Source organism: Bacillus sp. FSL K6-0138, from assembly GCF_037982765.1.
Taxonomy (GTDB): Bacteria; Bacillota; Bacilli; order Bacillales; family Bacillaceae; genus Bacillus; species Bacillus glycinifermentans.
This window is the reverse complement of the sequence record NZ_CP150286.1, coordinates 107,501-131,328: the sequence shown is the minus strand read 5'-3', so window position 1 is coordinate 131,328 and position 23,828 is coordinate 107,501. Positions and strand designations below refer to the sequence as shown.

The window sequence follows — 23,828 nt, the reverse complement described above, 5'->3', positions numbered from 1 at the left end:
CACTTGCGTAAATAATTTCGTTTATTCTTTCGTGACGACATCACGTTCTATGTCAGCAGAAACAAACTCTTCGGTTTCTTCATCATTTGTTAATGAAAGGCCTTCGTTTTGTTTTGCATCTTCATCGTCTTCCAAGTCTCTCATTTCGATTTCTTCTTCATCGCTTGACAGGATTTTGACGTCCATACCCAAGCTTTGAAGTTCTTTAATCAATACTTTGAACGATTCCGGAACACCCGGTTCTGGAACATTGTCGCCTTTAACGATCGCTTCGTATGTTTTCACACGGCCCACGACATCATCGGATTTAACGGTAAGGATCTCTTGAAGCGTGTATGCTGCACCGTAAGCTTCAAGCGCCCATACTTCCATCTCACCGAAACGCTGTCCGCCGAACTGCGCTTTACCTCCGAGAGGCTGTTGGGTAACGAGTGAATAAGGACCGGTTGAACGGGCATGGAGTTTGTCATCAACCATGTGGGCAAGCTTGATCATGTACATGATACCCACGGAAACCCTGTTATCAAATGGTTCTCCGGTACGGCCGTCGTAAAGGACGGTTTTCGCGTCTCTTGACATGCCGGCTTCTTCAAGCGTTTCCCACACGTCTTCTTCGCGGGCTCCGTCAAATACCGGTGATGCGACATGCAGGCCAAGGCGACGTGCAGCCATACCAAGGTGAAGCTCCAATACCTGACCGATGTTCATCCGCGATGGAACGCCCAGCGGGTTCAACATGATGTCGATCGGTGTTCCGTCAGGAAGATACGGCATATCTTCTTCAGGAAGAATCTTCGAAATAACACCTTTGTTACCGTGACGTCCGGCCATTTTGTCCCCTTCAGAGATTTTACGCTTCTGAACGATGTATACGCGGACAAGCTGGTTGACGCCCGGAGGCAGTTCGTCTCCGTCTTCGCGGTTGAAGACTTTTACGTCAAGAATGATACCGCCGCCTCCGTGCGGAACGCGGAGTGACGTATCGCGGACTTCGCGCGCTTTTTCTCCGAAGATGGCGTGAAGCAGGCGTTCTTCTGCCGTAAGCTCTGTAACCCCTTTTGGCGTTACTTTTCCTACGAGCAGGTCTCCGTCTTTTACTTCGGCACCGACGCGGATAATTCCGCGCTCATCCAGGTTGCGGAGAGCATCCTCACCGACGTTTGGAATATCACGGGTGATTTCTTCAGGTCCGAGCTTTGTATCACGGGCTTCTGATTCGTATTCTTCAATATGGATAGACGTATAAACATCGTCTTTTACAAGGCGTTCGCTCATGATGATGGCATCCTCATAGTTGTAGCCATCCCATGTCATGAAGCCGACCATGACGTTGCGTCCGAGGGCAAGTTCCCCTTTTTCCATAGATGGACCGTCAGCCAAAATTTCACCTTTTTCAACTTCATCTCCGACGCTTACGATCGGACGCTGGTTGTAGCACGTTCCCTGGTTGGAACGGACGAACTTCAGCAAGCTGTATTTATCAAGGTTTCCTTTTACTTTTTGTCCGTCTACTTCTTCATAGCGGCGCACCCAGATGTTTTTCGCTTCAACACGTTCGACGATTCCCGGGTGGCGGCAAATAACAGCGGCGCCGGAATCTTTCGCAGATACATATTCCATTCCGGTTCCGACGATCGGCGATTCAGGCTGCATAAGCGGAACAGCCTGACGCTGCATGTTCGCTCCCATCAAGGCGCGGTTTGAGTCATCGTTTTCCAAGAAAGGAATACATGCAGTCGCGGCAGAAACAACCTGTTTAGGCGAAACGTCCATGTAGTCAACGCGGTCTTTCGAAACGACGGTGTTCTCCCCTCTGAAGCGGGCAACGATGCTGTCGTCAACAAATGATCCGTCTTCATTCAGGCGGGCGTTCGCCTGTGCCACAACATAGTTGTCTTCTTCATCAGCCGTTAAATAGTCGATTCTCGGCGTTACTTTTCCAGTCTCAGGATCAACGCGGCGGTAAGGCGTTTCAATAAAGCCGAACCGGTTCACTTTCGCAAATGTAGAAAGCGAGTTGATCAATCCGATGTTCGGGCCCTCAGGCGTTTCAATCGGACACATCCGGCCATAGTGGGAGTAGTGAACGTCACGCACTTCCATTCCGGCGCGTTCACGCGTCAAACCACCAGGTCCGAGCGCTGATAAACGGCGTTTATGCGTCAGCTCAGCGAGCGGATTCGTCTGATCCATGAATTGAGAAAGCTGTGAGCTTCCGAAAAACTCTTTGATTGAAGCGATGACAGGGCGAATATTAATCAGCTGCTGAGGCGTGATCGTATTTGTATCCTGAATGGACATTCTTTCACGAACAACGCGCTCCATTCTGCTTAAACCGATTCTGAATTGGTTTTGCAGAAGCTCGCCTACTGAACGAAGGCGGCGGTTTCCCAGATGGTCGATATCATCTGTATCGCCTACTCCGTGAAGCAGGTTAAAGAAATAGCTGATGGATGCGATAATGTCAGAAGGTGTAATGTTTTTAACGCCTTCCTCGATATAAGCGTTTCCGAGAACATTGATCGTCTGCTCCCCTTCAGGGTCATTCGGAGCGAAGATTTTAATGGATTGAAGCGTCACTTCATCTTCGACTACTCCGCCGTTCGGGTACAGCTTTTTAAAGCCGATTCCGTTTTCCAGGTACGGCAGCACTTTGTCGAGTGTTCTTCTGTCCAAAATCGTTCCTTTTTCAGCAAGGATTTCACCCGTTTCAGGATCTACGAGCGTTTCAGCAAGCCGCTGATTGAAAAGACGGTTTTTGATGTGAAGCTTTTTATTAATTTTGTAGCGTCCTACACTTGCAAGGTCATATCTTTTCGGATCAAAGAATCTTGAATCAAGTAAGCTTTTCGCATTTTCAACCGTCGGCGGCTCTCCAGGGCGAAGGCGCTCGTAGATTTCAAGAAGCGCTTTGTCGGTGTTTTCTGTATTATCTTTATCAAGCGTGTTGCGCAAGTACTCGTTTTCACCGATAAGATCGATGATTTCCTGATCAGATCCGAAGCCAAGAGCACGCAAAAGAACCGTAACCGGCAACTTACGTGTGCGATCAATGCGGACATACACAACATCTTTCGCATCAGTCTCGTATTCTAACCATGCGCCACGGTTTGGAATGACAGTCGCGGTAAAACCTTTTTTACCGTTTTTGTCTACTTTACCACTGTAATATACACTTGGAGAACGAACGAGCTGAGATACGATGACGCGCTCCGCACCGTTGATAATAAAGGTTCCGGTGTCAGTCATGATAGGGAAATCGCCCATAAAGACTTCCTGGTCCTTAACCTCGCCGGTCTCTTTGTTGATCAAGCGGACTTTGACTCGCAGCGGCGCTGAGTAAGTCACATCGCGCTCTTTTGATTCTTCTACCGGATACTTAGGCTCACCCAAGCTGTAATCAATAAATTCCAGAGAGAGGTTACCAGTGAAATCCTCAATTGGCGATATGTCTTGAAACATCTCTCTAAGACCCTCATCAAGAAACCACTGATAAGAAGAGGTTTGAATTTCAATGAGATTTGGTAATTCTAACACTTCGCTAATGCGTGCATAGCTTCTGCGCTGGCGGTGTCGTCCATACTGAACTAGTTGACCTGTCAACTGATTCACCCCTCAAATCATGCGTAATATATGTGTAACAAGCATTTCTTCCCCATATATGTAAGAAATACTTTTACAAGACAAAAGAAAAAAGGGTTTCTAATTAGAAAACCACATCCAAAAACAAAATACCGATTTTATTAGCGTTCCCAAAAATGTATATTTTATACAGGTCTGGGCGTTTCTTAAAAGCGGCAAGCAAAATATATACATTGGCATTTTATAATGTTAACATAGCTGAAAATCCGAGTCAAACTTTTTTTGCTTTTATGATATAATACCCTTTCTTTTTTTGGACGACTTCAACGTCCGCAAAAAGCTGTTTTAATTTTTCAATAGCGGAAGGACCGCCCTGCTTTTTCTGAATGACGACCCACAAATCACCTGAAGGCCTTAAATGTTCAGCGCTTTTTTCAAAAATGGCGTGTACCGTTTTTTTCCCGGCTCGTATGGGGGGATTGGTGATAATGGAAGCGAATTGTTTTGCAGGTTCGACGTTGGAAAACAGATCACTTTGATATACCGTAACATTTTCAATCTGATTATTTAACGCATTTTCCTTTGAAAGTTCTACAGCCCTTTCATTAACATCGATCATATGAACCATTCGATCTTTGAAATCAGCAGCAAGCGAAATGCCGATCGGACCGTAGCCGCAGCCCACATCCAAAAAATCACCGTCTTGATCAGGTTCACGGAAAGCTTCGATCAGCAGTCTGGAACCGAAGTCCACTTCATTTTTTGAAAAGACTCCGCTGTCGCTGATAAATGTAAACGTCCGGTTTCTTAATTGGAATGCCCACGTTTTTCTGCTGCTTTTTGCTGAAGGTTTCTCCGAATAATAATGGTCAGTCATCCCAGAACCTCCTCAGTTGGTGAACTCTCCAGATATCTTGAGACAAGATGGGTTATCTTATGCGGAAAGAACTCATTTATTTAGCAAAGAAAAAGCCCGCTTTTAACAGCGAGCTTTCTCCTAAAAGATTAGGCGAAGATTACTTAACTTCTACAGAAGCGCCAACTTCTTCAAGTTTAGCTTTAAGCTCTTCAGCTTCTTCTTTCGCAATACCTTCTTTAAGAGGTTTTGGAGTGTTGTCAACAAGTTCTTTAGCTTCTTTCAAGCCAAGACCAGTGATTTCACGAACAACTTTGATAACTTTGATCTTTTGGTCTCCTGCACCAGCAAGGATAAGATCAAATTCAGTTTTCTCTTCAGCAGCTCCGCCGGCAGCAGCTCCGCCAGCTACAGCTACAGGAGCAGCAGCAGTTACGCCAAATTCTTCTTCGATTGCTTTTACTAATTCGTTCAACTCAAGAACAGTTGCTTCTTTAACGGAAGCAATGATTTCTTCGATATTTAAAGCCATTTGTAATTCCTCCATTTGTTTTAATTTTTAAAGACTGGTAAGATTAAGCGCCTTGTTCTTCCTTCTGATCTGCCACAGCTTTTGCAGCAAGAGCAAGGTTGCGAACTGGAGCTTGAAGTACGCTAAGCAACATAGAAAGCAAGCCTTCGCGTGATGGAAGTTCAGCAAGAGCTTTCACTTCTTCAACAGTAGAAACTTTGCCTTCGATAACGCCGGCTTTGATTTCAAGAGCTTCGTTCTTTTTGGCAAACTCGTTAAGAACTTTTGCCGGAGCGACAACATCTTCTGTGCTGAATGCGATCGCATTCGGTCCAGTTAAGAACTCGTTTAAACCATCAAGCTCAGCTTGTTCTACCGCACGGCGAGTCATCGTGTTTTTGTAAACTTTGAACTCAACGCCAGCTTCGCGAAGCTGTTTGCGAAGTTCTGTTACTTCAGCTACGTTAAGACCGCGATAGTCAACGATGATCGTTGATTTACTTTCTTTCAGTTTAGAAGTAATTTCTTCAACAACAACTTTTTTTGTTTCGATTGCGCTGCTCATGGTTACACCTCCTGTAGATTCTTGTGTAACACTTATACCGTTCGGTGATCACGTTCTTTAACGACAGATTCCATATAAAAAGCCTCCATTCGACATGGAGGCTGTATATACAAGCATACGTAGCGTAAAAGCTGTGATATATATACACCTCGGTAGGAAATTAAGCCTCTGAAGGCACCTACTGTCTACGGTATAAATGGACATATTTTATTTTACAACGCTTTGAATTATATCAGAACGTATCAAGCTAAGTCAATATTATTTTACGTTGAAAGTTGAAGGGTCCACTTTGATTCCAGGTCCCATTGTAGATGTAACGGAAACGTTCTTCACGTATACACCTTTAGCAGCAGCAGGTTTTGCTTTTAAGATTGTGTCATACATTGTCGCGAAGTTTTCAACAAGTTTCTCGTCTTCGAATGACACTTTACCGATCGGAACATGAATGTTTCCGGCTTTATCAACGCGGTATTCAACTTTACCCGCTTTGATTTCGTTTACTGCTTTTTCAACTTCAAATGTAACCGTTCCTGTTTTAGGGTTTGGCATAAGACCTTTTGGTCCGAGCACGCGGCCGATTTTACCGACTTCACCCATCATGTCAGGTGTTGCAACGATTACATCGAAATCGAACCAGCCTTGCTGGATTTTGTTGATGTAATCAACATCACCTACATAATCTGCACCAGCAGCTTCTGCTTCTTTCGCTTTTTCTCCTTTAGCGAAAACAAGGACGCGCTGAGTTTTACCCGTTCCGTTCGGAAGAACAACTGCACCGCGGATTTGCTGGTCGTTTTTACGAGGGTCAACACCTAAACGGAATGCCGCTTCAACTGTGGCATCGAATTTAGCTGTGTTTGTTTTTTTTACGAGCTCGATCGCTTCGTTTACATCGTAAGCTTTTGTACGCTCTACAAGCTTGGCAGCTTCAACGTACTTTTTACCTTTTTTAGCCATTTCAAAATTTCCTCCTTAGTGGTTTTAGCGGAAATAACCTCCCACGAATAAGGGTTGCGAACTTGTCTGATCCAAACTCGCAACCCACAAAGAAACAAATTAGTCTTCGATCACAATACCCATACTGCGGGCAGTTCCTTCAACCATACGCATAGCCGCTTCAACATCTGCCGCATTCAAGTCAGGCATTTTTGTTTCGGCGATTTCACGTACTTTATCGCGTTTAACGGTTGCGACTTTATTACGGTTAGGCTCACCAGAACCTGACTCAATTCCAGCCGCTTTTTTAAGCAATACAGCAGCAGGCGGAGTTTTTGTAATAAATGTAAATGAACGGTCTTCGTAAACCGAAATTTCTACAGGAATGATAAGACCAGCCTGGTCAGATGTACGAGCGTTAAACTCCTTACAGAATCCCATGATGTTAACACCGGCTTGACCTAATGCAGGACCAACTGGCGGAGCTGGATTTGCTTTCCCAGCAGGAATTTGCAATTTTACAACTTTAACTACTTTTTTAGCCACGAGACACACCTCCTTAAGTCCGTGATGTGGTAATAGGGTGAACCCTCCCACTCAAGGTCTCATTCTTTATATGAATGATGAAAAAATATCAAGCTAGCCGACTTGGCCTTTTTGCCAAGACGCACCTTTGTATATTACCACTTTTATATAGTGATTTCAAGCGCTTTTCCATTACAATTTGTCAACTTGAGTAAATTCAAGTTCAACAGGGGTCTCTCTCCCGAACATGTTAACGAATACCTTGACTTTGTTTTTATCATGGTCGATTTCCTCGATCGTGCCCGTGAAATCGGCAAACGGTCCGTCGATCACCTTCACGGTTTCCTTCAGTTCAAAGTCGATTTCCGTTTTGCGTTCTTCAAGACCCATCCGCTTCAGAATTTTTTCGACTTCGCCCGGAAGCAGAGCCGTCGGCTTTGAGCCTGATCCGGCAGAACCGACAAATCCCGTCACGCCCGGCGTATTTCGCACGACATACCAGGAGTCGTCCGTCATGACAAGCTCGACAAGAACATAGCCAGGGAAGACCTTCTTTTTAACAACTTTCTTCTTGCCGTTTTTAATATCTGTTTCTTCTTCTTCAGGCACGACGACGCGGAAGATTTTATCCTGCATCCCCATCGACTCGACCCGTTTTTCCAAATTCGCTTTCACCTTGTTTTCGTAGCCGGAGTACGTATGCACAACATACCATTTCTTTTCCATTCTCATTCAGGACCCTTTTAAGTCCTTCCCTCCCCACACCTTAATGTTTATTGGCCGTACCGGGAAACTGACACTTCTTTTATACGAGCCTCATATTTTGAAACAATGAAAAAACCCGTCGAACGGGTTTTTTGGCAAGTCATATTAAGATCTATTATAACACGTTATGCTGATCATTATTCAACTATTAAACGAATTAATTGAGTAATTCCTGAATCGATCAGTGCAAAAAAGATGACGAAAAAGATAACGGTGGTAATAACGGTGACCGTATAGCTCGTTAATTCTTTTCCTTTTGGCCACGTGACCTTCTTCATTTCTTTTCCGACGTTCTTAAAGAATTTCATAATACCCATGGTAAGAAACCTCCACAACCTAAAAACAAAAAACCCTATTTTGTTTCCAGATGTACTGTATGAGAATTGCAGTTATTGCAGTATTTCTTTACTTCGAGCCGTTCAGCCAAAGCTGCGGAGCTTTTCATTGTCGTATAATTACGGTTCCCGCAATTTTTACAGGCCAGCGTGATTTTTTTCTTCATGTTTACACCTTTTTCTGGACAATCATTTCTTTAGTAAGATATCACAGTCCCAAAATCACTGTCAATATGCCGCAGGTTTCCCTACAAGCTGATTTCGCGGAGCTCCAGGTATTTCTCGAGCTTCCTTTTGACGCGCTGGAGCGCATTATCAATTGATTTTACATGGCGGTTTAATTCTTCGGATATTTCCTGATAGGATCTTCCGTCGAGATAGAGTGCAAGAACTTTTCTTTCCAAATCGCTGAGCAATTCACCCATTTTCAGCTCGATGTCATCGAATTCTTCCTGGTTGATAATCAGTTCCTCAGGATTCATTACTTTAGCTCCCGAAATAACGTCGAGGAGCGTCCTGTCCGATTCTTCGTCATAAATAGGCTTGTCCAGCGACACATAAGAATTTAGCGGAATGTGTTTCTGGCGAGTAGCTGTTTTGATAGCGGTAATAATCTGGCGGGTAATGCACAATTCGGCAAAAGCTTTAAACGAAGTCAGCTTGTCCTCTCTAAAATCACGGATAGATTTGTAGAGCCCGATCAATCCTTCCTGAACGATGTCCTCCCGATCGGCCCCTATTAAAAAGTAGGATCTCGCTTTTGCCCTTACAAAGTTCCGGTACTTTGTAATCAAGTAATCTAACGCATCACTGTCTCCGACATGAACCATTTCAATGACCTGCTCGTCTTCCAACTGGCAAAACCGTTCTTTGCTGAACTGTTCTTTGCTGAATTTTCCCTGGTTGTTTCCTAAGTTCACTCCGATCCCCCCGACCGCTCGTAGATAGAAATATTATACAGTAATGGGCAAAAAAGCGTCAACCTACTCCAAATCACCGCGCCGCCATTTTTCAAATATTTTCAAAACATCTTCAGATAAAGGGATTTTTCCGACGGGACGCTCCGTGGTAATTTTTTTAACGCGTTTTTCGATTTTTCTTTCGATCGCTTCAACTTCCCTCAGCAGCTCCCTCGCAGATTTGCGCAGCGCTCCCTGTCCAAAGATCGCCCACTGCTCGGTATAATCGGATGTGGCAACATGGATTTGCGTCTGAATGTTGTTCAAGTCTGACGCCAGTTTTTCAATCCGCTCGTCAGCCGTCTCATTCTCCCTCGTAAAAATCACCTCTACACGGTGATTGATCCTTTTCTTCTCGATTCCTTTCACGAGATGCGCATCGAATACGACAATCACCCGAAAACCGGTGTAAGCTTGATATTCCGCCATTTTTTGAATCAAAAGGTCCCTTGCTTCTTCGAAGCTGTTCGCTTTCAGATCCTTCAGCTGAGGCCACGCCCCAATCATGTTATAACCGTCGACTAAAAGGATATCCATCCTTTTCTATTCTCCCAAGGGGCTTCGTTTCCGGTACACTTCGTACATCAACAGTCCCGCTGCAACCGAAGCGTTCAGGGACGTGACTTTTCCCGCCATCGGAAGGCGAATGAGGAAATCGCATGTTTCCTTGACAAGCCTTCCCATACCTTTGCCTTCGCTTCCGATCACAAGCGCGAGCGGCATGTTTCCGTCAAGCGACCTGTAATCCTGCTTTCCCGACGCATCGGTGCCGACGATCCAAATGCCCCGTTCTTTCAATTCTTCCAATGTCCGCGAAAGGTTCGTCACCTTCACGACCGGTATATGTTCGATCGCTCCTGTCGAGGCTTTGGCGACGGTTGTCGTAAGGCCGACGGCACGCCTTTTTGGAATGATGATCCCGTGCGCGCCGACCGCGTCAGCCGTACGCATGATCGATCCGAGATTATGCGGGTCTTCGATTTCATCTAAAACGATGAAAAACGGCTGCTCATTTCTGTCCTCGGCCTTTTGAAAAAGATCATCCAGCTCGGCGTATTCATAAGCCGCGACTTGAGCGACGACGCCTTGATGCTGGCCGGAAACCATTTGATCGAGCTTTTTGCGGGGGACATAATGAATCGTGATTCCTTTTTTCGCGGCGAGCTCAACGACCTGCTGTGCCTGTCCCTTCACCGTGTTTTCCGCCATCCATAACTTGTACAGTTCACGGCCGGATTTTAACGTTTCAATTACCGCGTTTTTCCCTATGACGTAATCGTGCTGCTGGCTCATTTGACTTCCTCCCTGCCGTCCCGTTTTTCCAACGCTTTTTTTATGAGCTCTTCAAGTCTCGCTTCTTTTTTCTCAAGAAAAAGATATCCAATAACGGCTTCGAAAGCAGTGCTGTAACGGTATGTTTGGACATCCGTGTTTTTAGGCACTGTTCCGGATTTTGCATTTCTCCCTCTTCTGAGCACGGCCTTTTCTTCTTCTGTGAAAAAATCCTGCTCTTCAAGGGCAAACAGCATGCTCGCCTGCGCTTTTGCCGAAACATAGCGGCTCGAGTGCTTGTGGAGATCATTGGGCTTTGTCATACCTTGCTTTAACAGGTGATGCCTGACGTAGATTTCCAAAACGGCATCACCCATGTAAGCAAGCGCCAAACCGTTTAATTGTTTGGCGTCTTTAACGGCTTCCAAATTCATGTTTACGATTCTCCTCTTTTCCAGCGGGTTCCTTGAGGAGTATCCTCCAAAATGATGTTCATGCTTTTGAGCTGATCGCGTATTTGATCAGACGTAGCGAAGTCTCTGTTTCTGCGGGCTTCGTTTCTCTTTTCAATAAGCTCTTCGATATCCTTGTCAAGCAATTCCTGCTCCTGAAGAGAGAATCCGAGAACGGAGCAGATCTCGTCAAACATTTGAATGAACGCTTGAATCACATGTTCAGCGGTGTTCTTTTCCTGCAAATAATAATTGGCGTGCTTAGCAAGATCAAACAGGACAGAAATCGCATTCGCGGTGTTGAAGTCATCGTCCATTGCCGCAACGAAAGCTTCCCTCTGCTCCTCGATTTTCTTAAGCCATTCGGAATCGCCCTCTGTTAAATTTGTACTGCTTTTCAGGCGATGCTGCAAATTGCTATAAGCCGTTTTTAATCGGCCAAAAGCATTTTTTGTATTTTCGAGAAGTTCGGCTGAATAGTTGATCGGATGCCTGTAGTGAACGGAGAGCATGAAAAACCGCAGCACTTGCGGATCGTGCTCTTTAATGATGTCATGCACAAGCACAAAATTCCCGAGCGATTTTGACATTTTCTCATTGTCAATATTGATGTAGCCGTTATGAAGCCAATATTTCGCAAACAGTTTGCCGGTTAAAGCTTCAGACTGGGCAATTTCGTTTTCGTGGTGCGGGAAGGTCAAATCCTGGCCGCCTGCATGGATATCGATCGAATCCCCCAAATATTTTTTCGCCATGGCGGAGCATTCGATGTGCCAGCCCGGACGGCCTTTGCCCCAAGGGCTATCCCAGAAGATTTCGTTCTCTTTCGCCGCTTTCCATAAAGCGAAATCGAGGGCATCTTCTTTTTTCTCGCCCACCTGAATCCGCGCGCCGGATCTCAATTCGTCGATCGACTGATGCGATAGTTTGCCGTAGTCTTTGAACGACCTTGTTTTATAGTAAACATCACCGTCCGCTTCATAGGCATAGCCTTTATCAATGAGCGTCTGGATAAACTCGATGATGTCGTCCATGTTTTCGGTTACCCGCGGATGGCAGTCGGCTTTTGAGCAGCCGAGCGCACCGACATCCTCAAAATAAGCCTTGATAAACCGTTCAGCAATGACCGGCACTTCTTCTCCGAGCTCATTTGCCGCTTTGATCAGTTTGTCATCCACGTCGGTAAAGTTTGAAACGTAGTGAACATCGTAGCCTTTGTACTCCAAATATTTTCTGACCGTATCATATACGATGGCCGGCCTTGCGTTTCCAATGTGAATGTAATTATATACGGTCGGGCCGCACACATACATTTTGACCTTGCCTTCTTCAAGAGGCACAAACGGCTCTTTTTTTCTTGTCAGCGTATTATAAAGTGTAATGGTCACAACTCATCTTCCCTTTCTTTTCTCTAAAAGCTCCTGTTTCAGCTGCCTGATTTCGTTCTCTAATTCTTTGAAGCGGTCGGCAACCGGATCCGGCAAATCCTGATGGTTCAGGTCGCGTCTAATTTTCTTTCCGTTTTGCACTACGACACGTCCGGGAATGCCGACAACGGTGGAGCATTCAGGCACATCGTGCAGGACGACCGAACCGGCGCCGATCTTTGAGCCTCTTCCGATCGTAATCGAACCAAGCACCTTAGCTCCCGTTGAAATCATGGCATCATCCTCTATTGTCGGATGCCGTTTCCCTTTTTCTTTCCCTGTTCCTCCGAGCGTAACGCCCTGAAAGACCGTCACATTATTTCCGATCTCACACGTTTCGCCGATCACGACCCCCATCCCGTGATCGATAAAAAAGCGCCTGCCGATCTTGGCTCCCGGATGAATTTCAATCCCGGTGAAGAAGCGGGCAATTTGAGAGATCGCTCTGGCAATGAAAAACCTTTTTCTCTTATATAAAGCATGTGCAATTCGATGCGCCCATATAGCATGTAACCCCGAATATGTTAATATGACTTCGATGTAGCTTCTCGCAGCCGGATCTTGTTCAAATACGACATCTACATCTTCTTTCAGCATTTTAAAGAACACACGATTTCCCCCCGTTCCCCGCTTCCTGCTTTCTGCTGTTATCTGTTTTGCGTATAAAAAAACGCCTCTGTCTGATGACAGAGACGCTTTTTACACGCGGTTCCACTCTGTTTAGAAAACAGCGGATCTGTTTTCTCAAACTCGAATCCATAACGGCGGATACCGCCTTTGAATACTTGTTTCGCGAACGTTCTTCAAAGGTCTCAAGAGGTGCATTTCTAAAGCCCGGCGCTTAAGTCTTTTCCAGCCGATGAAGACTCTCTCTTTAAAGTCCGCTGGCTTTATACTTCTCCCTGTCAACGATTTTACTTATTGATCAATGTACTGAGACGTTTTAATACGGTATCTTTTCCTAATAATTCAATGGATTGCGGCAGCTCCGGACCGTGTGTCTGTCCGGTTGTCGCAACGCGGATCGGCATAAACAGTTTTTTCCCCTTATGCCCCGTTTCTTTTTGAACTGCTTTGATCGATGCTTTAATCTGATCTGCGGTGAATTCCTCGAGCTGTTCGAGCTTTTCGGCGAATGCACTCAGCACTTCAGGCACCTGCTCTTCATCTAAAACAGTCCTTGCTTCACGATTATACTCGATTTCTTCTTTAAAGAACAACTCTGTTAACTCGACGATTTCAGCACCGTAGCTTAATTGATCCTGGTAAAGGGAAATCAGCTTGGAGACCCATTCGCGTTCGCTCTCGGAAAACTCTTCAGATACTTTGCCGGCTTTTTGCAAATGAGGTACCGCGAGATCGATGACCTGATCAAGGTCAAGCTTTTTCACATACTGGTTGTTGACCCATTTCAGTTTATGCGCGTCAAACACAGCCGGTGATTTTGACAAACGGTTCACATCAAATATCTCGATAAACTGCTCTTTTGTAAACAGCTCTTCTTCTCCAACCGGAGACCATCCGAGCAGCGCGATAAAGTTGAACAGCGCTTCCGGCAAATAGCCGAGCTCTTCATATTGCTCGATAAACTGAATAATCGATTCATCCCGTTTGCTGAGCTTTTTGCGATTTTCGTTGACGATCAGCGTCATATGTCCAAAAACCGGGATATCCCAGCCAAACGCATTGTAGATCATAATCTGCTTCGGCGTATTTGAGATGTGGTCTTCCCCGCGAAGCACATGCGTCATTTTCATTAAATAGTCATCGACTGCTACAGCAAAATTGTAGGTTGGCGTTCCGTCTTTTTTAACGATAACGAAATCGCCGATTCCGTCCGATTCGAATGAAATCTCATCTTTGACGATATCCTTGAAGGTGATGACTTCCCCTTGAGGGACTTTAAAGCGGATGCTCGGCTTCCTTCCTTCAGCCTCAAGCTTTTCCTGTTCTTCTTTTGTCAGGTTGCGGCATTTACCGGAGTAGCGAGGCATTTCTCCGCGGGCTGCCTGTTCCTCGCGCTCTTTTTCAAGCTCTTCCTCTGTACAATAGCACTTATAGGCGAGGCCTTTCTCAAGAAGCTCGTCATAATATGTTTTGTAAATGTCATTTCTTTCAGATTGACGGTACGGTCCATATTCTCCGCCGACATCGATGCTTTCATCCCAATCGATGCCGAGCCACTTCAAGTAGTTGAGCTGGCTCTGCTCCCCGCCTTCGATATTCCGCTTTTTATCCGTGTCTTCAATCCGGATAATGAATTTTCCGCCTTGGCTGCGGGCAAATAAATAATTGAAGAGAGCGGTTCTTGCATTTCCGATATGTAAATGGCCTGTAGGGCTCGGCGCATAACGGACCCGAACTTCGTTTCCCATCTGTCAAACTTCCTTTCGTCTCAATCAGAGTTCAAATTTATATTTATTCTATCATCAAATGAAACGGTCTTCAAAATGAATTATGCCTTTTGGAGCAGAACGGAAGCCTGAGCAGCGATTCCTTCAGCTCTTCCCGTAAATCCGAGCTTTTCCGTCGTTGTCGCTTTTACATTAATTTGCGATACATCCGCTTCCAAGCCTTCAGCGATTCTGGCTCTCATGTCATCGATATAAGGAGCCATCTTTGGTTTTTGGGCGATGATTGTACAATCAAGGTTCACAAGCGTGTAGCCTTTTTCTTTCACAAGCGCCCATACATGCTGAAGCAGTTTGAATGAATCAGCATCTTTGAATTCCGGATCCGTATCGGGAAAATGCTTTCCGATATCTCCTTCGCCAATGGCGCCGAGGCAGGCATCCGCAATCGTATGCAAAAGCACATCAGCGTCGGAGTGCCCCAGAAGCCCTTTTTCATAAGGAATCGTGACGCCCCCTATAATGAGCGGTCTGCCTTCTGTGAGCTGATGGACGTCAAAACCTTGACCAATTCTAAACATGTTCATTCCTTCTTTCCGCTTCTAATATCGCTTCGGCAACGAGCAAGTCATCAGGGGTCGTCAGCTTAATGTTTTGATAATCCCCATGGATAATGGCGACCTTGCCTCCGGCTTCCTCGACTAAACTCGCGTCATCCGTCCCGAGAAAGCCTTTTGCTTCAGCTTCGGTATGGGCGTTCATTAAAATAGAAAGACGAAAAGCTTGTGGGGTTTGAGCGGCCCACAAGCTTGAACGTTCAATCGTTCCGGCTACCTCTTCGTCTTGAACGCGTTTTATCGTGTCTTTTACGGGTACGGCAACGATCGCTGCCCCCGTTTGTTTCGCTTTCATGACAAGCTGTTCGATATGCTCCCGTTTAATAAAGGGTCTGGCTCCGTCATGAACCAAAACGATCTCTTCATTTCCGGCAGCTTTAACGCCTTGAAAAACGCTTTGCTGGCGTTCTTTGCCGCCCGGAACGATCTCGATCGGTGTCTTGAAATGATGCTTTTTCAAAAGGTTGTCAAATTCGCCGAATTCGCGCTCATTGATGACAAGAATAATCCTTTTGCAGGCGTCATGGTCTTCAAACACCTTTAATGTATGAATAATGACTGGCAGTCCTTTTGCCTCGATAAACAGTTTGTTTTTTCCGGCATTCATTCGTTTGCCTTGTCCGGCGGCAGGAATGACGACTTCGTAATTCATCTTCTGTCTCCCTTTTTAAAGCGCCTTTTCCAGCAGTTTCGGCTTGGCAAAAATCATTCTGCCGGCCGCTGTCTGCAGCACACTGGTTACAAGCACATCAATGTGTTTGCCGATATAGTTCCGTCCCTCTTCTACGACAATCATTGTGCCATCGTCCAAATACGCCACGCCCTGGTTATGTTCCTTACCGTCTTTAATTACCTGCACTTTCATTTCTTCCCCTGGAAGCACGACAGGTTTGACGGCGTTGGCCAGATCATTTATGTTCAATACGGCTACTTTCTGAAGCTCGCATACTTTGTTTAAATTGAAATCGTTTGTGACGACGACCCCGGACGTGAGCTTAGCAAGCTTGACCAGTTTGCTATCGACCTCTTGAATATCCTCAAAGTCGCCTTCATAGATTTCAACTTTGATATCCAGTTCCTTTTGAATCCGGTTTAAAATATCGAGCCCTCTTCGTCCCCTGTTTCGTTTAAGGACGTCAGAAGAGTCGGCGATATGCTGGAGCTCTTCCAGCACAAACTGCGGAATCACAATGACGCCTTCGAGAAATCCGGTCTGACAAATATCAGCAATTCTCCCATCTATAATAACACTTGTATCTAAAATTTTCAGCTTTTTGTCCTCTTCAGTCCGCTCTTCTTCAGCATTTCCTTTTTTCTTCCGGGACGAGAACAGCGTGAGCATCTCATCTTTTTTCTTAAAGCCTACCCGGAACCCGAGATAGCCGAGAAAAGCGGCGAGAACGATCGGGATGACCGTACTGATCAGCTGATACGGGATGTTTTTTAACGGGATGACATTGACGATTAGAAAAGCTAGCATAAGTCCGAAGATTAATCCTAAAGATCCGAACAGCAAATCTGATACAGGGGCTTTTATGAGAGAATCCTCAATCCCTTTCACCCAGTTGATCACATGATCCGCACACCAGATGCCCAGCAGAAAAAAGATGACGGCTCCCAAACAAGCGGACGTATACGGGTTTGTTATTAAAGGTATGTCCTGTGCGTTTAACAACACAAACAATTCCGGTATTAGAAAAATACCGATAACGCCTCCCAAAATCGCAAAGAACGCTAGAACTATTCGTTTCAACATACCTTCACCTCCTTTTATTGTCATTTATTTTTTATGAAAGCAGCTGTTTAAGGGAAAACAAAAAGTAAAAATAATATACCCATAAATTGCAATTTTTAATCAGTTCGCTGAAAATTTCTTACAGCTGTCTATCGATATAATGTTTTTCCTGAAGCCGTTTTAACCCTTTCTTTATCTTTTGGGCACGAACAGCCCCAATTCCTTCCACTTCATCCAATTCTTTTACATCAGCCTCGATAATAAGCTTTAAATGGCCAAACGCTTCAACAACATTTTCGACGATCGGCATAGGGAGACGGGGTATTTTATGAAGAAGTCTGTAACCGCGCGGGAACACGTATTCCTCCATATTCGTAGTAGCTGAATAACCTAGAAGCTTCAGCAGAATGGAATCATCCAGCAATTCAAAGCTTGACATATCCTGAAGCTGTTTTAAAAGGACGAACGGGTCTTTGATTTTTTCTTTGACATAGTCTTTCACAAAGAGGGCCGCTTCCTGCTCCATGTCCGTGATCAGTTCGCTGACTTGGAGCCTGATTAAATGTCCTTCCGTTCCCAGCTCTTTAATATACATATTAATCTCATTTTTGATTCTCAGCACCATTTCATAGCGATGCATCACGGAAATGACGTCGCCGAATGTGACAAGCTCTTCGAACTCCAAAGCGCTCAATGTAGAAATGGCATTGTCCAAGATCAGCTTGTATTTTTCAAGAGTCTGAATCGCCTGGTTGGCTTTTGTTAAAATAAAGCCGATATCTTTTAAAATATATTTCATGTTTTCCTGATAAAGCGTGATCACATTCCGTCTTTCGGATATGGCGATGATCAGGCACCCTGTCTGCTTTGCCACACGCTCTGCGGTTCTGTGCCTCATCCCTGTTTCCGAGGAAGGGATCGTGGCTTCCGGCATGAGCTGCGTATTGGCATAGAGGATTTTCTGACCCGAATCGCTTAGAATAATCGCACCGTCCATTTTCGCAAGCTCGTACAAATGGGCGGGTGAAAAAGCGGAATTAATGTGAAATCCGCCGTCAACAACCTCTTTTACTTTATCGTTAAAACCGACGACGATTAACCCGCCGGTTTTCGCCCGCAACACATTTTCGATTCCCTCGCGGAGAGGAGTCCCCGGCGCGACAAACTGCAAAATTTCTGAAAGGTCCTGTTTCGCTCCTTTTTTTTCTTTTTCCATCTATTATGATCCTCCTAATGAAGTTCGAAGAGCCTCAGCTACATTTTCAACACCGACGACCTCAATTCCTTTCGGTTTTGTCCATCCGTCCGCATTTGCGGCAGGAATGATCATTCTCTTGAACCCGAGCTTGGCCGCTTCCTGAACCCTTTGTTCGATTCTCGATACTCTGCGGACCTCTCCTGTCAGCCCGACCTCACCGATAAAACAATCGGTCGGACTCGGCGGGGTATCCCGGAAGCTTGACGCAATGCTCACCGCAACGGCGAGGTCTATCGCCGGTTCATCGAGCTTCACGCCGCCGGCGACTTTTAAATAGGCATCCTGGTTTTGAAGAAGCAGGCCGACCCTTTTTTCCAGCACGGCCATCAATAGCGACACACGGTTATGATCGATCCCGGTAGCCATCCTGCGGGGATTGCCGAAGCTTGTCGGCGAAATCAGCGCCTGAATTTCGACGAGGACCGGCCTCGTCCCTTCCATTGATGCTACGACGCTCGATCCGGCTGCGCCCGCCGAACGCTCTTCAAGAAAAATTTCCGACGGGTTCAGCACCTCTGTGAGGCCTTCTTCCCTCATCTCAAAAATCCCCATTTCATTTGTCGAACCGAACCGGTTTTTGACGGCTCGTAAAATCCGGAAAGTATGATGCCTCTCCCCTTCAAAATAAAGGACGGTGTCGACCATATGCTCAAGCAGTCTCGGTCCGGCAATCGAGCCTTCTTTCGTGACGTGCCCGACGATAAAAATCGGAATTCCTTTTGTTTTGGCAATCCTCATCAGCTCCGCAGTACACTCTCTAACCTGGGACACGCTGCCCGGGGCAGAGGTAATGTCGCTTTGATAAACGGTTTGAATCGAATCCACCACAACAAATGAAGGGTTCATCTCTTCTATAGAAGACGTAATATACTCCATATCGGTTTCAGATAAAACGTGCAGAGTTGAACTGTTGATCCCCAGCCGGTCCGCTCTCAGCTTCGTTTGTTTGACAGATTCTTCTCCTGATATGTACAGGACGTTTTCATTTGCATCGGCAAGCTGGGCAGATACCTGCAGCAGCAAAGTTGACTTTCCGATGCCGGGATCGCCTCCGATTAAAACAAGCGAGCCCTTGACGATTCCATCGCCCAACACGCGGTTGAATTCGCCCAGTTTCGTCTTGATCCGCGGCTCTTCCGTCGTTTCGATCGATGAGATGGGGGACGGTTTCTGAACCCTTTGAACGGAATGTGCAAAAGCGGTTCTTCGGTTGGCGGCCGGCTTTTTAATCGTTTCTTCCACCATCGTGTTCCATGCGCCGCATCCCGGGCACTTTCCCATCCACTTGGCGGACTCATAGCCGCACGATTGGCAAATAAATTTAGTCTTTGTTTTAGCCATAGATTTTTAAAATCTCCCTTTTATAAGAAAGTGAGGCATACTGGTCAATCGTATGCCTCTTTCTTTTTTCTCTATATTAGTTCGTTTTAGCTTCGGTTTTTACGACAAACTCTCCGTTTTCCACATCGAGCACGATATGCTGCCCTTTTGTAATGTTGCCCTTCAAGAGCTCTTCAGACAGCCGGTCTTCGACGTGTTTCTGGATGGCTCTTCTGAGCGGACGGGCTCCGTATTCAAGGTCAACGCCTTCTTCGGCGATTTTTTCTTTTGCCGCCTCTGTCAATTCAATTGAAAGATCCTGTTCTTTCAGACGCTTTGTCAATTGGTCTGACATGAGGGAGACGATGTCTTTCAAATGTTTTTTCTCCAGAGAGTGGAAAACGATAATTTCATCAATCCGGTTGATGAACTCCGGTCTGAAGGCGCGTTTTAATTCGCCCATGACTTTGTCTTTCATATCTTTGTAGTTCTGCGTTTCGTCCTGTACGTTAAACCCGACGTATTTGTTTCTTCTCAGCTCACTTGCGCCGACGTTTGACGTCATGATCAGGATTGTATTTCTAAAGTCAACAGTGCGTCCTTTTGAATCTGTCAAACGGCCGTCTTCAAGCACTTGCAGCAGAATATTGAAGACATCAGGGTGGGCTTTTTCAATCTCATCGAGCAGGACGACTGAATAAGGTTTTCTTCTCACCTTTTCAGTAAGCTGTCCGCCTTCATCATAGCCGACATATCCCGGAGGAGAACCGACGAGTCTTGATGTCGAATGCTTCTCCATATATTCAGACATATCGATGCGGATCATCGCTTCTTCATCGCCGAAAATCGATTCTGCAAGCGCGCGGGCAAGCTCTGTTTTACCGACGCCGGTCGGTCCGAGGAAAATAAACGAGCCGATCGGGCGCTTCGGATCTTTTAGTCCGGCGCGCGCGCGTCTTACTGCTTTCGCAACAGCGACAACCGCTTCATCCTGACCGATAACCCGCGAATGAAGGATGCTTTCCATATTCAGCAGCTTATCTGTTTCAGTCTGGGCGATTTTTGACACAGGCACTCCGGTCCAGCTTGATACTACCATCGCAATATCGTCAACCGTCACTTCGGAGTTTTCTTGCCCCTGCTTTTCTTTCCACGTTTTCTTGGTTTCTTCTACCTGTTCCCGCAAACGCTGCTCCGTATCGCGCAATGACGCTGCTTTTTCAAATTCCTGGCTTTGAACTGCGGCATCTTTTTCTTTACGGACTTCATCGAGTTTTTGTTCAAGCTCTTTCAGGTTAGGAGGCGTTGTAAATGAACGCAGTCGAACCTTTGAACCGGCCTCATCGATTAAATCGATCGCTTTGTCAGGCAGGAAGCGGTCGGAAATATACCGGTCTGACAGTTTAACAGCCGCTTCGATCGCTTCGTCAGTGATAGAAACGCGGTGATGTGCTTCATAACGGTCCCGCAGCCCTTTCAAAATCTGAATGCTTTCCTCAGGTGACGGCTGATCTACCTGAATTGGCTGGAAGCGCCGTTCAAGCGCAGCATCTTTTTCAATGTATTTGCGATACTCGTCAAGGGTTGTAGCCCCGATGCATTGCAATTCTCCGCGCGCCAGGGAAGGCTTCAGGATATTGGAGGCATCGATTGCCCCTTCAGCTCCGCCTGCACCGATCAGTGTATGAAGTTCATCGATAAACAGGATGATGTTTCCTGCCTGACGGATTTCGTCCATCACTTTTTTAAGGCGGTCTTCAAATTCCCCGCGGTATTTTGTACCTGCAACTACCGTTCCCATATCAAGCGTCATCACCCGCTTGTCACGCAAAATTTCAGGCACTTCATTATTGATGATCTGCTGGGCTAAGCCTTCAGCTATCGCTGTCTTACCGACACCGGGCTCCCCGATTAACACAGGATTGTTTTTCGTTCTGCGGCTCAGTACTTCGATGACGCGCTGAATTTCTTTGCTGCGCCCGATGACCGGATCGAGGCTGTCTTCTTTTGCAATCGCGGTCAAATCGCGGGCGAGGCTGTCCAAGGTAGGTGTGTTGGCATTGCTGTTTGCCCCTGACGCGCCGCCTCCGCTCTCATTGCTGCCCAACAGCTGCAGCACCTGCTGCCTTGCTTTATTCAAGCTGACGCCCAAATTATTCAGCACTCTGGCAGCGACGCCTTCGCCTTCACGAATTAATCCCAGGAGGATGTGTTCGGTTCCGACATATGAGTGCCCGAGCTTTCTCGCTTCATCCATCGCGAGTTCCGTCACTTTTTTTGCCCTCGGTGTATAGTGAATGGATTGGGACATTTCCTGTCCGCGGCCGATCAGGCTCTCAACCTCTTTTTGAATTTTATCTGGGCTGAGTCCCAGCGCCTGCAGCGCCTTTGCAGCAATCCCTTCTCCCTCGCGGACAAGTCCCAGCAGGATATGCTCAGTTCCAATATTATTGTGCCCGAGGCGCAGAGCCTCTTCCTGGGCAAGCGCCAATACTTTTTGTGCTCTTTCTGTGAATCTTCCAAACATCATATCGTTTCATCCTCCTGTCTATTGCCGTTGTTTTCTAATTTCAATCGTTCTCTGATGAGGGCTGCTCTCCTGATGTCCCTCTCGTTAGCCCTTAATGCCCCTCCCGAATATTGCTGCAGGAAGCCGGGCTGAGTCAGAATCATCAGTTCATTCAATATATTCCTCGAAAGACCTTTAATGATACCGAGGTCAATTCCGAGCCGAACGTCTGAAAGGCATCTTGCCGTCTCTTTTGATTCGATCATCCGGCAGTTCGATAAAACGCCGTAAGATCTGTAGACACGGTCTTCAAGCTCAATTTGCGAAGTCTGATAAAGCGCCCTCCTCGCAGATCGTTCTTGTTCGATTAACTGGGCAACCACGCTGTTAAGGTCTTCAACAATGTCATGCTCCGATTTTCCAAGAGTGATTTGATTCGAAATTTGAAAGATATTCCCTAAAGCTTCGCTGCCTTCACCGTAAATTCCTCTAACCACAAGGCCCAATTGATTAATTGCCGGTATAATTCGATTAATTTGCCTTGTTAATACGAGAGCAGGAAGGTGCATCATGACAGATGCCCTGAGTCCCGTTCCCACATTCGTAGGGCAGCTTGTCAAGTAGCCTCTTTGCTCAGAGAAAGCGTAATCGATTCTTTCTTCAATCCAGTCATCGACTTGATTGGCCGCTTTTAAAGCCTCAGACAGCTGAAAACCAGGGAACAGGCATTGAATGCGGACATGGTCTTCTTCATTCAGCATAATGCTGACTTCTTCTTTTTCAGAAAGAAGGCACGCTCCTAAAGAGGATTCTGTCAAATGCGGGCTGATCAAATGCTTCTCAACAAGCACCCTTTTCTCCAGCGGCTGAATCTGCTCCATTTTCACCAGTTCAAACTTACCGATGCCCGGCACTTCATATCCGGTGAATTGCTCTTCAAATAGGGCAATAATGGCTGAAGCCTCTTCATTCGAAAAAAGTGTGGGAAAGCGGACTTTCTCTAAATTGCGGGCAAGACGAATCCTGCTGCTCAGCACGATGTCACTTTCAGGGCCTTCTTGCCGCATCCAATTGCTTAAAGCGTCCTGAATAAAACGCTGCAGTGACATCAGTCTTCCCCCTCCTTATTGTTTGTGTCCAAGTTTTGTTCAAGTGATCTGATCTGGTCCCTGACATTGGCCGCTTTTTCAAACTCCTCCTGCTGAATCAATTCGTTAAGCTCTCTTTTCAACGTTTCGATTTGTCTTCTCACATGAAGGTTTCCGCCGATCCGCTTCGGAATTTTTCCAGCATGGACGGTGTTGCCGCTATGGACTTTCCGTAAAATCGGGGTGATGTAAGAGTGAAACGTTTTATAGCACTCCGAACATCCAAAACGCCCCGTTTTTCGGAATTCCGGGAATGACATATTGCAATTTTTGCAGCGCAAGACTTGTTCAGGCTGCTGAAAAAGCTGAGCTTCCCCGGTATTTGTAAATGATGAATCAAAATTTAACAAACCGGATAATAAATTATGAATAGAAAATCCGTTGTTCTCATTCATAGAGTATGATTCACTGTTCTCTTTCGCACATTGTTCACAAATATGCATTTCTTGTTTCTCGCCATTAATGACTTTCGTAAAGTGAAAAGTTGCCGGCCTTTCTTTACATTCTTGACATATCACGCTTTTCACCCGCTTTACTTAAATTTCAGTGATTTCAGCATGGCTTTCATCATTCTAGCCCTTAACTCATCCCGTTCAGGCAAATCAATATATAGAACAGAACGATCCATTACACTGACCATCAATTTTGCTTCACTTTCCGTGATCACTCCATTTTCCAACAGCCGTAAAATGATGTCATCTGAAG

At 45.9% G+C, this 23,828-nt stretch carries 24 protein-coding genes, 1 pseudogene and 2 other annotated features (1 of these 27 cut by a window edge); all 25 genes and pseudogenes read right to left on the bottom strand.

Translation table 11 applies throughout. The features are described 5' to 3' along the window. Positions 1-21 precede the first annotated feature (21 nt). Complete coding sequence (gene rpoB, locus MHB78_RS00710) at positions 22-3,603, bottom strand: DNA-directed RNA polymerase subunit beta (protein WP_046128847.1); 3,582 nt, start codon at positions 3,601-3,603, stop codon at positions 22-24. Between the two features lie 250 nt (positions 3,604-3,853). Continuing rightward, the gene (locus MHB78_RS00705) at positions 3,854-4,459 is read right to left on the bottom strand and encodes a class I SAM-dependent methyltransferase (RefSeq protein ID WP_046128846.1); all 606 of its coding nucleotides are present in this window, start codon (positions 4,457-4,459) and stop codon (positions 3,854-3,856) included. A 139-nt stretch (positions 4,460-4,598) separates the two neighbouring features. Continuing rightward, complete coding sequence (rplL, locus tag MHB78_RS00700; RefSeq protein WP_046128845.1) at positions 4,599-4,970, bottom strand: 50S ribosomal protein L7/L12; 372 nt, start codon at positions 4,968-4,970, stop codon at positions 4,599-4,601. Between the two features lie 43 nt (positions 4,971-5,013). Further along, entirely contained in the window at positions 5,014-5,514 is a 501-nt protein-coding gene (gene rplJ / locus MHB78_RS00695; RefSeq protein ID WP_046128844.1) for a 50S ribosomal protein L10, read from the bottom strand. 66 nt (positions 5,515-5,580) lie between these two features. After that, positions 5,581-5,723: a sequence feature (ribosomal protein L10 leader region), on the bottom strand. 49 nt (positions 5,724-5,772) lie between these two features. Further along, complete coding sequence (gene rplA, locus MHB78_RS00690) at positions 5,773-6,471, bottom strand: 50S ribosomal protein L1 (protein WP_046128843.1); 699 nt, start codon at positions 6,469-6,471, stop codon at positions 5,773-5,775. A 99-nt stretch (positions 6,472-6,570) separates the two neighbouring features. After that, positions 6,571-6,996, bottom strand: a complete 426-nt coding sequence (gene rplK, locus MHB78_RS00685) for a 50S ribosomal protein L11 (RefSeq protein ID WP_003178300.1) — start codon at positions 6,994-6,996, stop codon at positions 6,571-6,573. 171 nt (positions 6,997-7,167) lie between these two features. After that, positions 7,168-7,701 (bottom strand): transcription termination/antitermination protein NusG, encoded by a 534-nt coding sequence (gene nusG / locus MHB78_RS00680; RefSeq protein WP_046128842.1) that lies wholly within the window; start codon positions 7,699-7,701, stop codon positions 7,168-7,170. 176 nt (positions 7,702-7,877) lie between these two features. Beyond that, complete coding sequence (secE, locus tag MHB78_RS00675) at positions 7,878-8,057, bottom strand: preprotein translocase subunit SecE (protein ID WP_046128841.1); 180 nt, start codon at positions 8,055-8,057, stop codon at positions 7,878-7,880. A 35-nt stretch (positions 8,058-8,092) separates the two neighbouring features. Further along, positions 8,093-8,242: a 50S ribosomal protein L33 gene (rpmG, locus tag MHB78_RS00670; protein WP_006640304.1), complete on the bottom strand. Its 150-nt coding sequence runs from the start codon at positions 8,240-8,242 to the stop codon at positions 8,093-8,095. Positions 8,243-8,323: 81 nt separating this feature from the next. After that, a complete protein-coding gene (gene sigH, locus MHB78_RS00665) occupies positions 8,324-8,995 on the bottom strand; it encodes an RNA polymerase sporulation sigma factor SigH (protein ID WP_046128840.1) in 672 nt (223 codons plus the stop codon). 63 nt (positions 8,996-9,058) lie between these two features. Next, on the bottom strand, positions 9,059-9,571 hold the full coding sequence (gene rae1 / locus MHB78_RS00660) for a ribosome-dependent mRNA decay endonuclease Rae1/YacP (protein WP_046128839.1): 513 nt from the start codon (positions 9,569-9,571) through the stop codon (positions 9,059-9,061). A 6-nt stretch (positions 9,572-9,577) separates the two neighbouring features. Further along, positions 9,578-10,327: a 23S rRNA (guanosine(2251)-2'-O)-methyltransferase RlmB gene (rlmB, locus tag MHB78_RS00655; protein WP_046128838.1), complete on the bottom strand. Its 750-nt coding sequence runs from the start codon at positions 10,325-10,327 to the stop codon at positions 9,578-9,580. Further along, a pseudogene (locus tag MHB78_RS00650) lies at positions 10,281-10,740 on the bottom strand (Mini-ribonuclease 3). Before MHB78_RS00650 ends, rlmB begins: the two are co-directional and overlap by 47 nt. A gap of 2 nt (positions 10,741-10,742) precedes the next feature. Then, positions 10,743-12,146, bottom strand: coding sequence for a cysteine--tRNA ligase (cysS, locus tag MHB78_RS00645; protein ID WP_046128836.1), 1,404 nt, complete (start codon positions 12,144-12,146; stop codon positions 10,743-10,745). 3 nt (positions 12,147-12,149) lie between these two features. After that, positions 12,150-12,794 (bottom strand): serine O-acetyltransferase, encoded by a 645-nt coding sequence (gene cysE, locus MHB78_RS00640; protein WP_046128835.1) that lies wholly within the window; start codon positions 12,792-12,794, stop codon positions 12,150-12,152. A 76-nt stretch (positions 12,795-12,870) separates the two neighbouring features. Continuing rightward, positions 12,871-13,103: a binding site (T-box leader), on the bottom strand. After that, positions 13,100-14,560: a glutamate--tRNA ligase gene (gene gltX / locus MHB78_RS00635; protein WP_046128834.1), complete on the bottom strand. Its 1,461-nt coding sequence runs from the start codon at positions 14,558-14,560 to the stop codon at positions 13,100-13,102. (Overlaps the previous feature by 4 nt.) Before the next feature lie 80 nt (positions 14,561-14,640). Continuing rightward, a complete protein-coding gene (gene ispF / locus MHB78_RS00630) occupies positions 14,641-15,117 on the bottom strand; it encodes a 2-C-methyl-D-erythritol 2,4-cyclodiphosphate synthase (RefSeq protein WP_046128833.1) in 477 nt (158 codons plus the stop codon). Next, complete coding sequence (gene ispD / locus MHB78_RS00625) at positions 15,110-15,805, bottom strand: 2-C-methyl-D-erythritol 4-phosphate cytidylyltransferase (protein WP_046128832.1); 696 nt, start codon at positions 15,803-15,805, stop codon at positions 15,110-15,112. The genes ispF and ispD overlap by 8 nt, the downstream gene beginning before the upstream one ends. A gap of 15 nt (positions 15,806-15,820) precedes the next feature. Next, positions 15,821-16,909: a PIN/TRAM domain-containing protein gene (locus tag MHB78_RS00620; protein WP_046128831.1), complete on the bottom strand. Its 1,089-nt coding sequence runs from the start codon at positions 16,907-16,909 to the stop codon at positions 15,821-15,823. Between the two features lie 118 nt (positions 16,910-17,027). Continuing rightward, positions 17,028-18,104, bottom strand: a complete 1,077-nt coding sequence (gene disA, locus MHB78_RS00615) for a DNA integrity scanning diadenylate cyclase DisA (RefSeq protein ID WP_046128830.1) — start codon at positions 18,102-18,104, stop codon at positions 17,028-17,030. A gap of 3 nt (positions 18,105-18,107) precedes the next feature. Beyond that, the gene (gene radA / locus MHB78_RS00610; protein ID WP_046128829.1) at positions 18,108-19,487 is read right to left on the bottom strand and encodes a DNA repair protein RadA; all 1,380 of its coding nucleotides are present in this window, start codon (positions 19,485-19,487) and stop codon (positions 18,108-18,110) included. Between the two features lie 76 nt (positions 19,488-19,563). Continuing rightward, complete coding sequence (gene clpC / locus MHB78_RS00605) at positions 19,564-21,996, bottom strand: ATP-dependent protease ATP-binding subunit ClpC (RefSeq protein WP_006640291.1); 2,433 nt, start codon at positions 21,994-21,996, stop codon at positions 19,564-19,566. Then, complete coding sequence (locus MHB78_RS00600; RefSeq protein WP_340033334.1) at positions 21,993-23,084, bottom strand: protein arginine kinase; 1,092 nt, start codon at positions 23,082-23,084, stop codon at positions 21,993-21,995. Before MHB78_RS00600 ends, clpC begins: the two co-directional genes overlap by 4 nt. Then, complete coding sequence (locus MHB78_RS00595; RefSeq protein ID WP_046128827.1) at positions 23,084-23,641, bottom strand: UvrB/UvrC motif-containing protein; 558 nt, start codon at positions 23,639-23,641, stop codon at positions 23,084-23,086. The genes MHB78_RS00600 and MHB78_RS00595 overlap by 1 nt, the downstream gene beginning before the upstream one ends. A gap of 14 nt (positions 23,642-23,655) precedes the next feature. After that, positions 23,656-23,828, bottom strand: the final stretch of a protein-coding gene (locus tag MHB78_RS00590; protein ID WP_046128826.1) for a CtsR family transcriptional regulator. It continues 292 nt past the right edge of the window; the window shows 173 of its 465 coding nt (coding positions 293-465); its start codon lies beyond the right edge, outside the window — the gene reads right to left on this strand; it ends in the stop codon at positions 23,656-23,658.

Coding starts and splice junctions, on each gene's coding strand:
- disA (WP_046128830.1), bottom strand. CDS start 18,104: ATGGAAAAAGAAAAAAAAGGAGCGAAACAGGACCTTTCAGAAATTTTG.
- clpC (WP_006640291.1), bottom strand. CDS start 21,996: ATGATGTTTGGAAGATTCACAGAAAGAGCACAAAAAGTATTGGCGCTT.
- rplL (WP_046128845.1), bottom strand. CDS start 4,970: ATGGCTTTAAATATCGAAGAAATCATTGCTTCCGTTAAAGAAGCAACT.
- ispD (WP_046128832.1), bottom strand. CDS start 15,805: ATGAATTACGAAGTCGTCATTCCTGCCGCCGGACAAGGCAAACGAATG.
- ispF (WP_046128833.1), bottom strand. CDS start 15,117: ATGTTTAGAATTGGTCAAGGTTTTGACGTCCATCAGCTCACAGAAGGC.
- MHB78_RS00705 (WP_046128846.1), bottom strand. CDS start 4,459: ATGACTGACCATTATTATTCGGAGAAACCTTCAGCAAAAAGCAGCAGA.
- rae1 (WP_046128839.1), bottom strand. CDS start 9,571: ATGGATATCCTTTTAGTCGACGGTTATAACATGATTGGGGCGTGGCCT.
- MHB78_RS00600 (WP_340033334.1), bottom strand. CDS start 23,084: ATGTCACTGCAGCGTTTTATTCAGGACGCTTTAAGCAATTGGATGCGG.
- gltX (WP_046128834.1), bottom strand. CDS start 14,560: ATGGGAAACGAAGTTCGGGTCCGTTATGCGCCGAGCCCTACAGGCCAT.
- radA (WP_046128829.1), bottom strand. CDS start 19,487: ATGGCTAAAACAAAGACTAAATTTATTTGCCAATCGTGCGGCTATGAG.
- rplJ (WP_046128844.1), bottom strand. CDS start 5,514: ATGAGCAGCGCAATCGAAACAAAAAAAGTTGTTGTTGAAGAAATTACT.
- MHB78_RS00620 (WP_046128831.1), bottom strand. CDS start 16,909: ATGTTGAAACGAATAGTTCTAGCGTTCTTTGCGATTTTGGGAGGCGTT.
- rpmG (WP_006640304.1), bottom strand. CDS start 8,242: ATGAAGAAAAAAATCACGCTGGCCTGTAAAAATTGCGGGAACCGTAAT.
- rplA (WP_046128843.1), bottom strand. CDS start 6,471: ATGGCTAAAAAAGGTAAAAAGTACGTTGAAGCTGCCAAGCTTGTAGAG.
- nusG (WP_046128842.1), bottom strand. CDS start 7,701: ATGGAAAAGAAATGGTATGTTGTGCATACGTACTCCGGCTACGAAAAC.
- secE (WP_046128841.1), bottom strand. CDS start 8,057: ATGGGTATTATGAAATTCTTTAAGAACGTCGGAAAAGAAATGAAGAAG.
- rlmB (WP_046128838.1), bottom strand. CDS start 10,327: ATGAGCCAGCAGCACGATTACGTCATAGGGAAAAACGCGGTAATTGAA.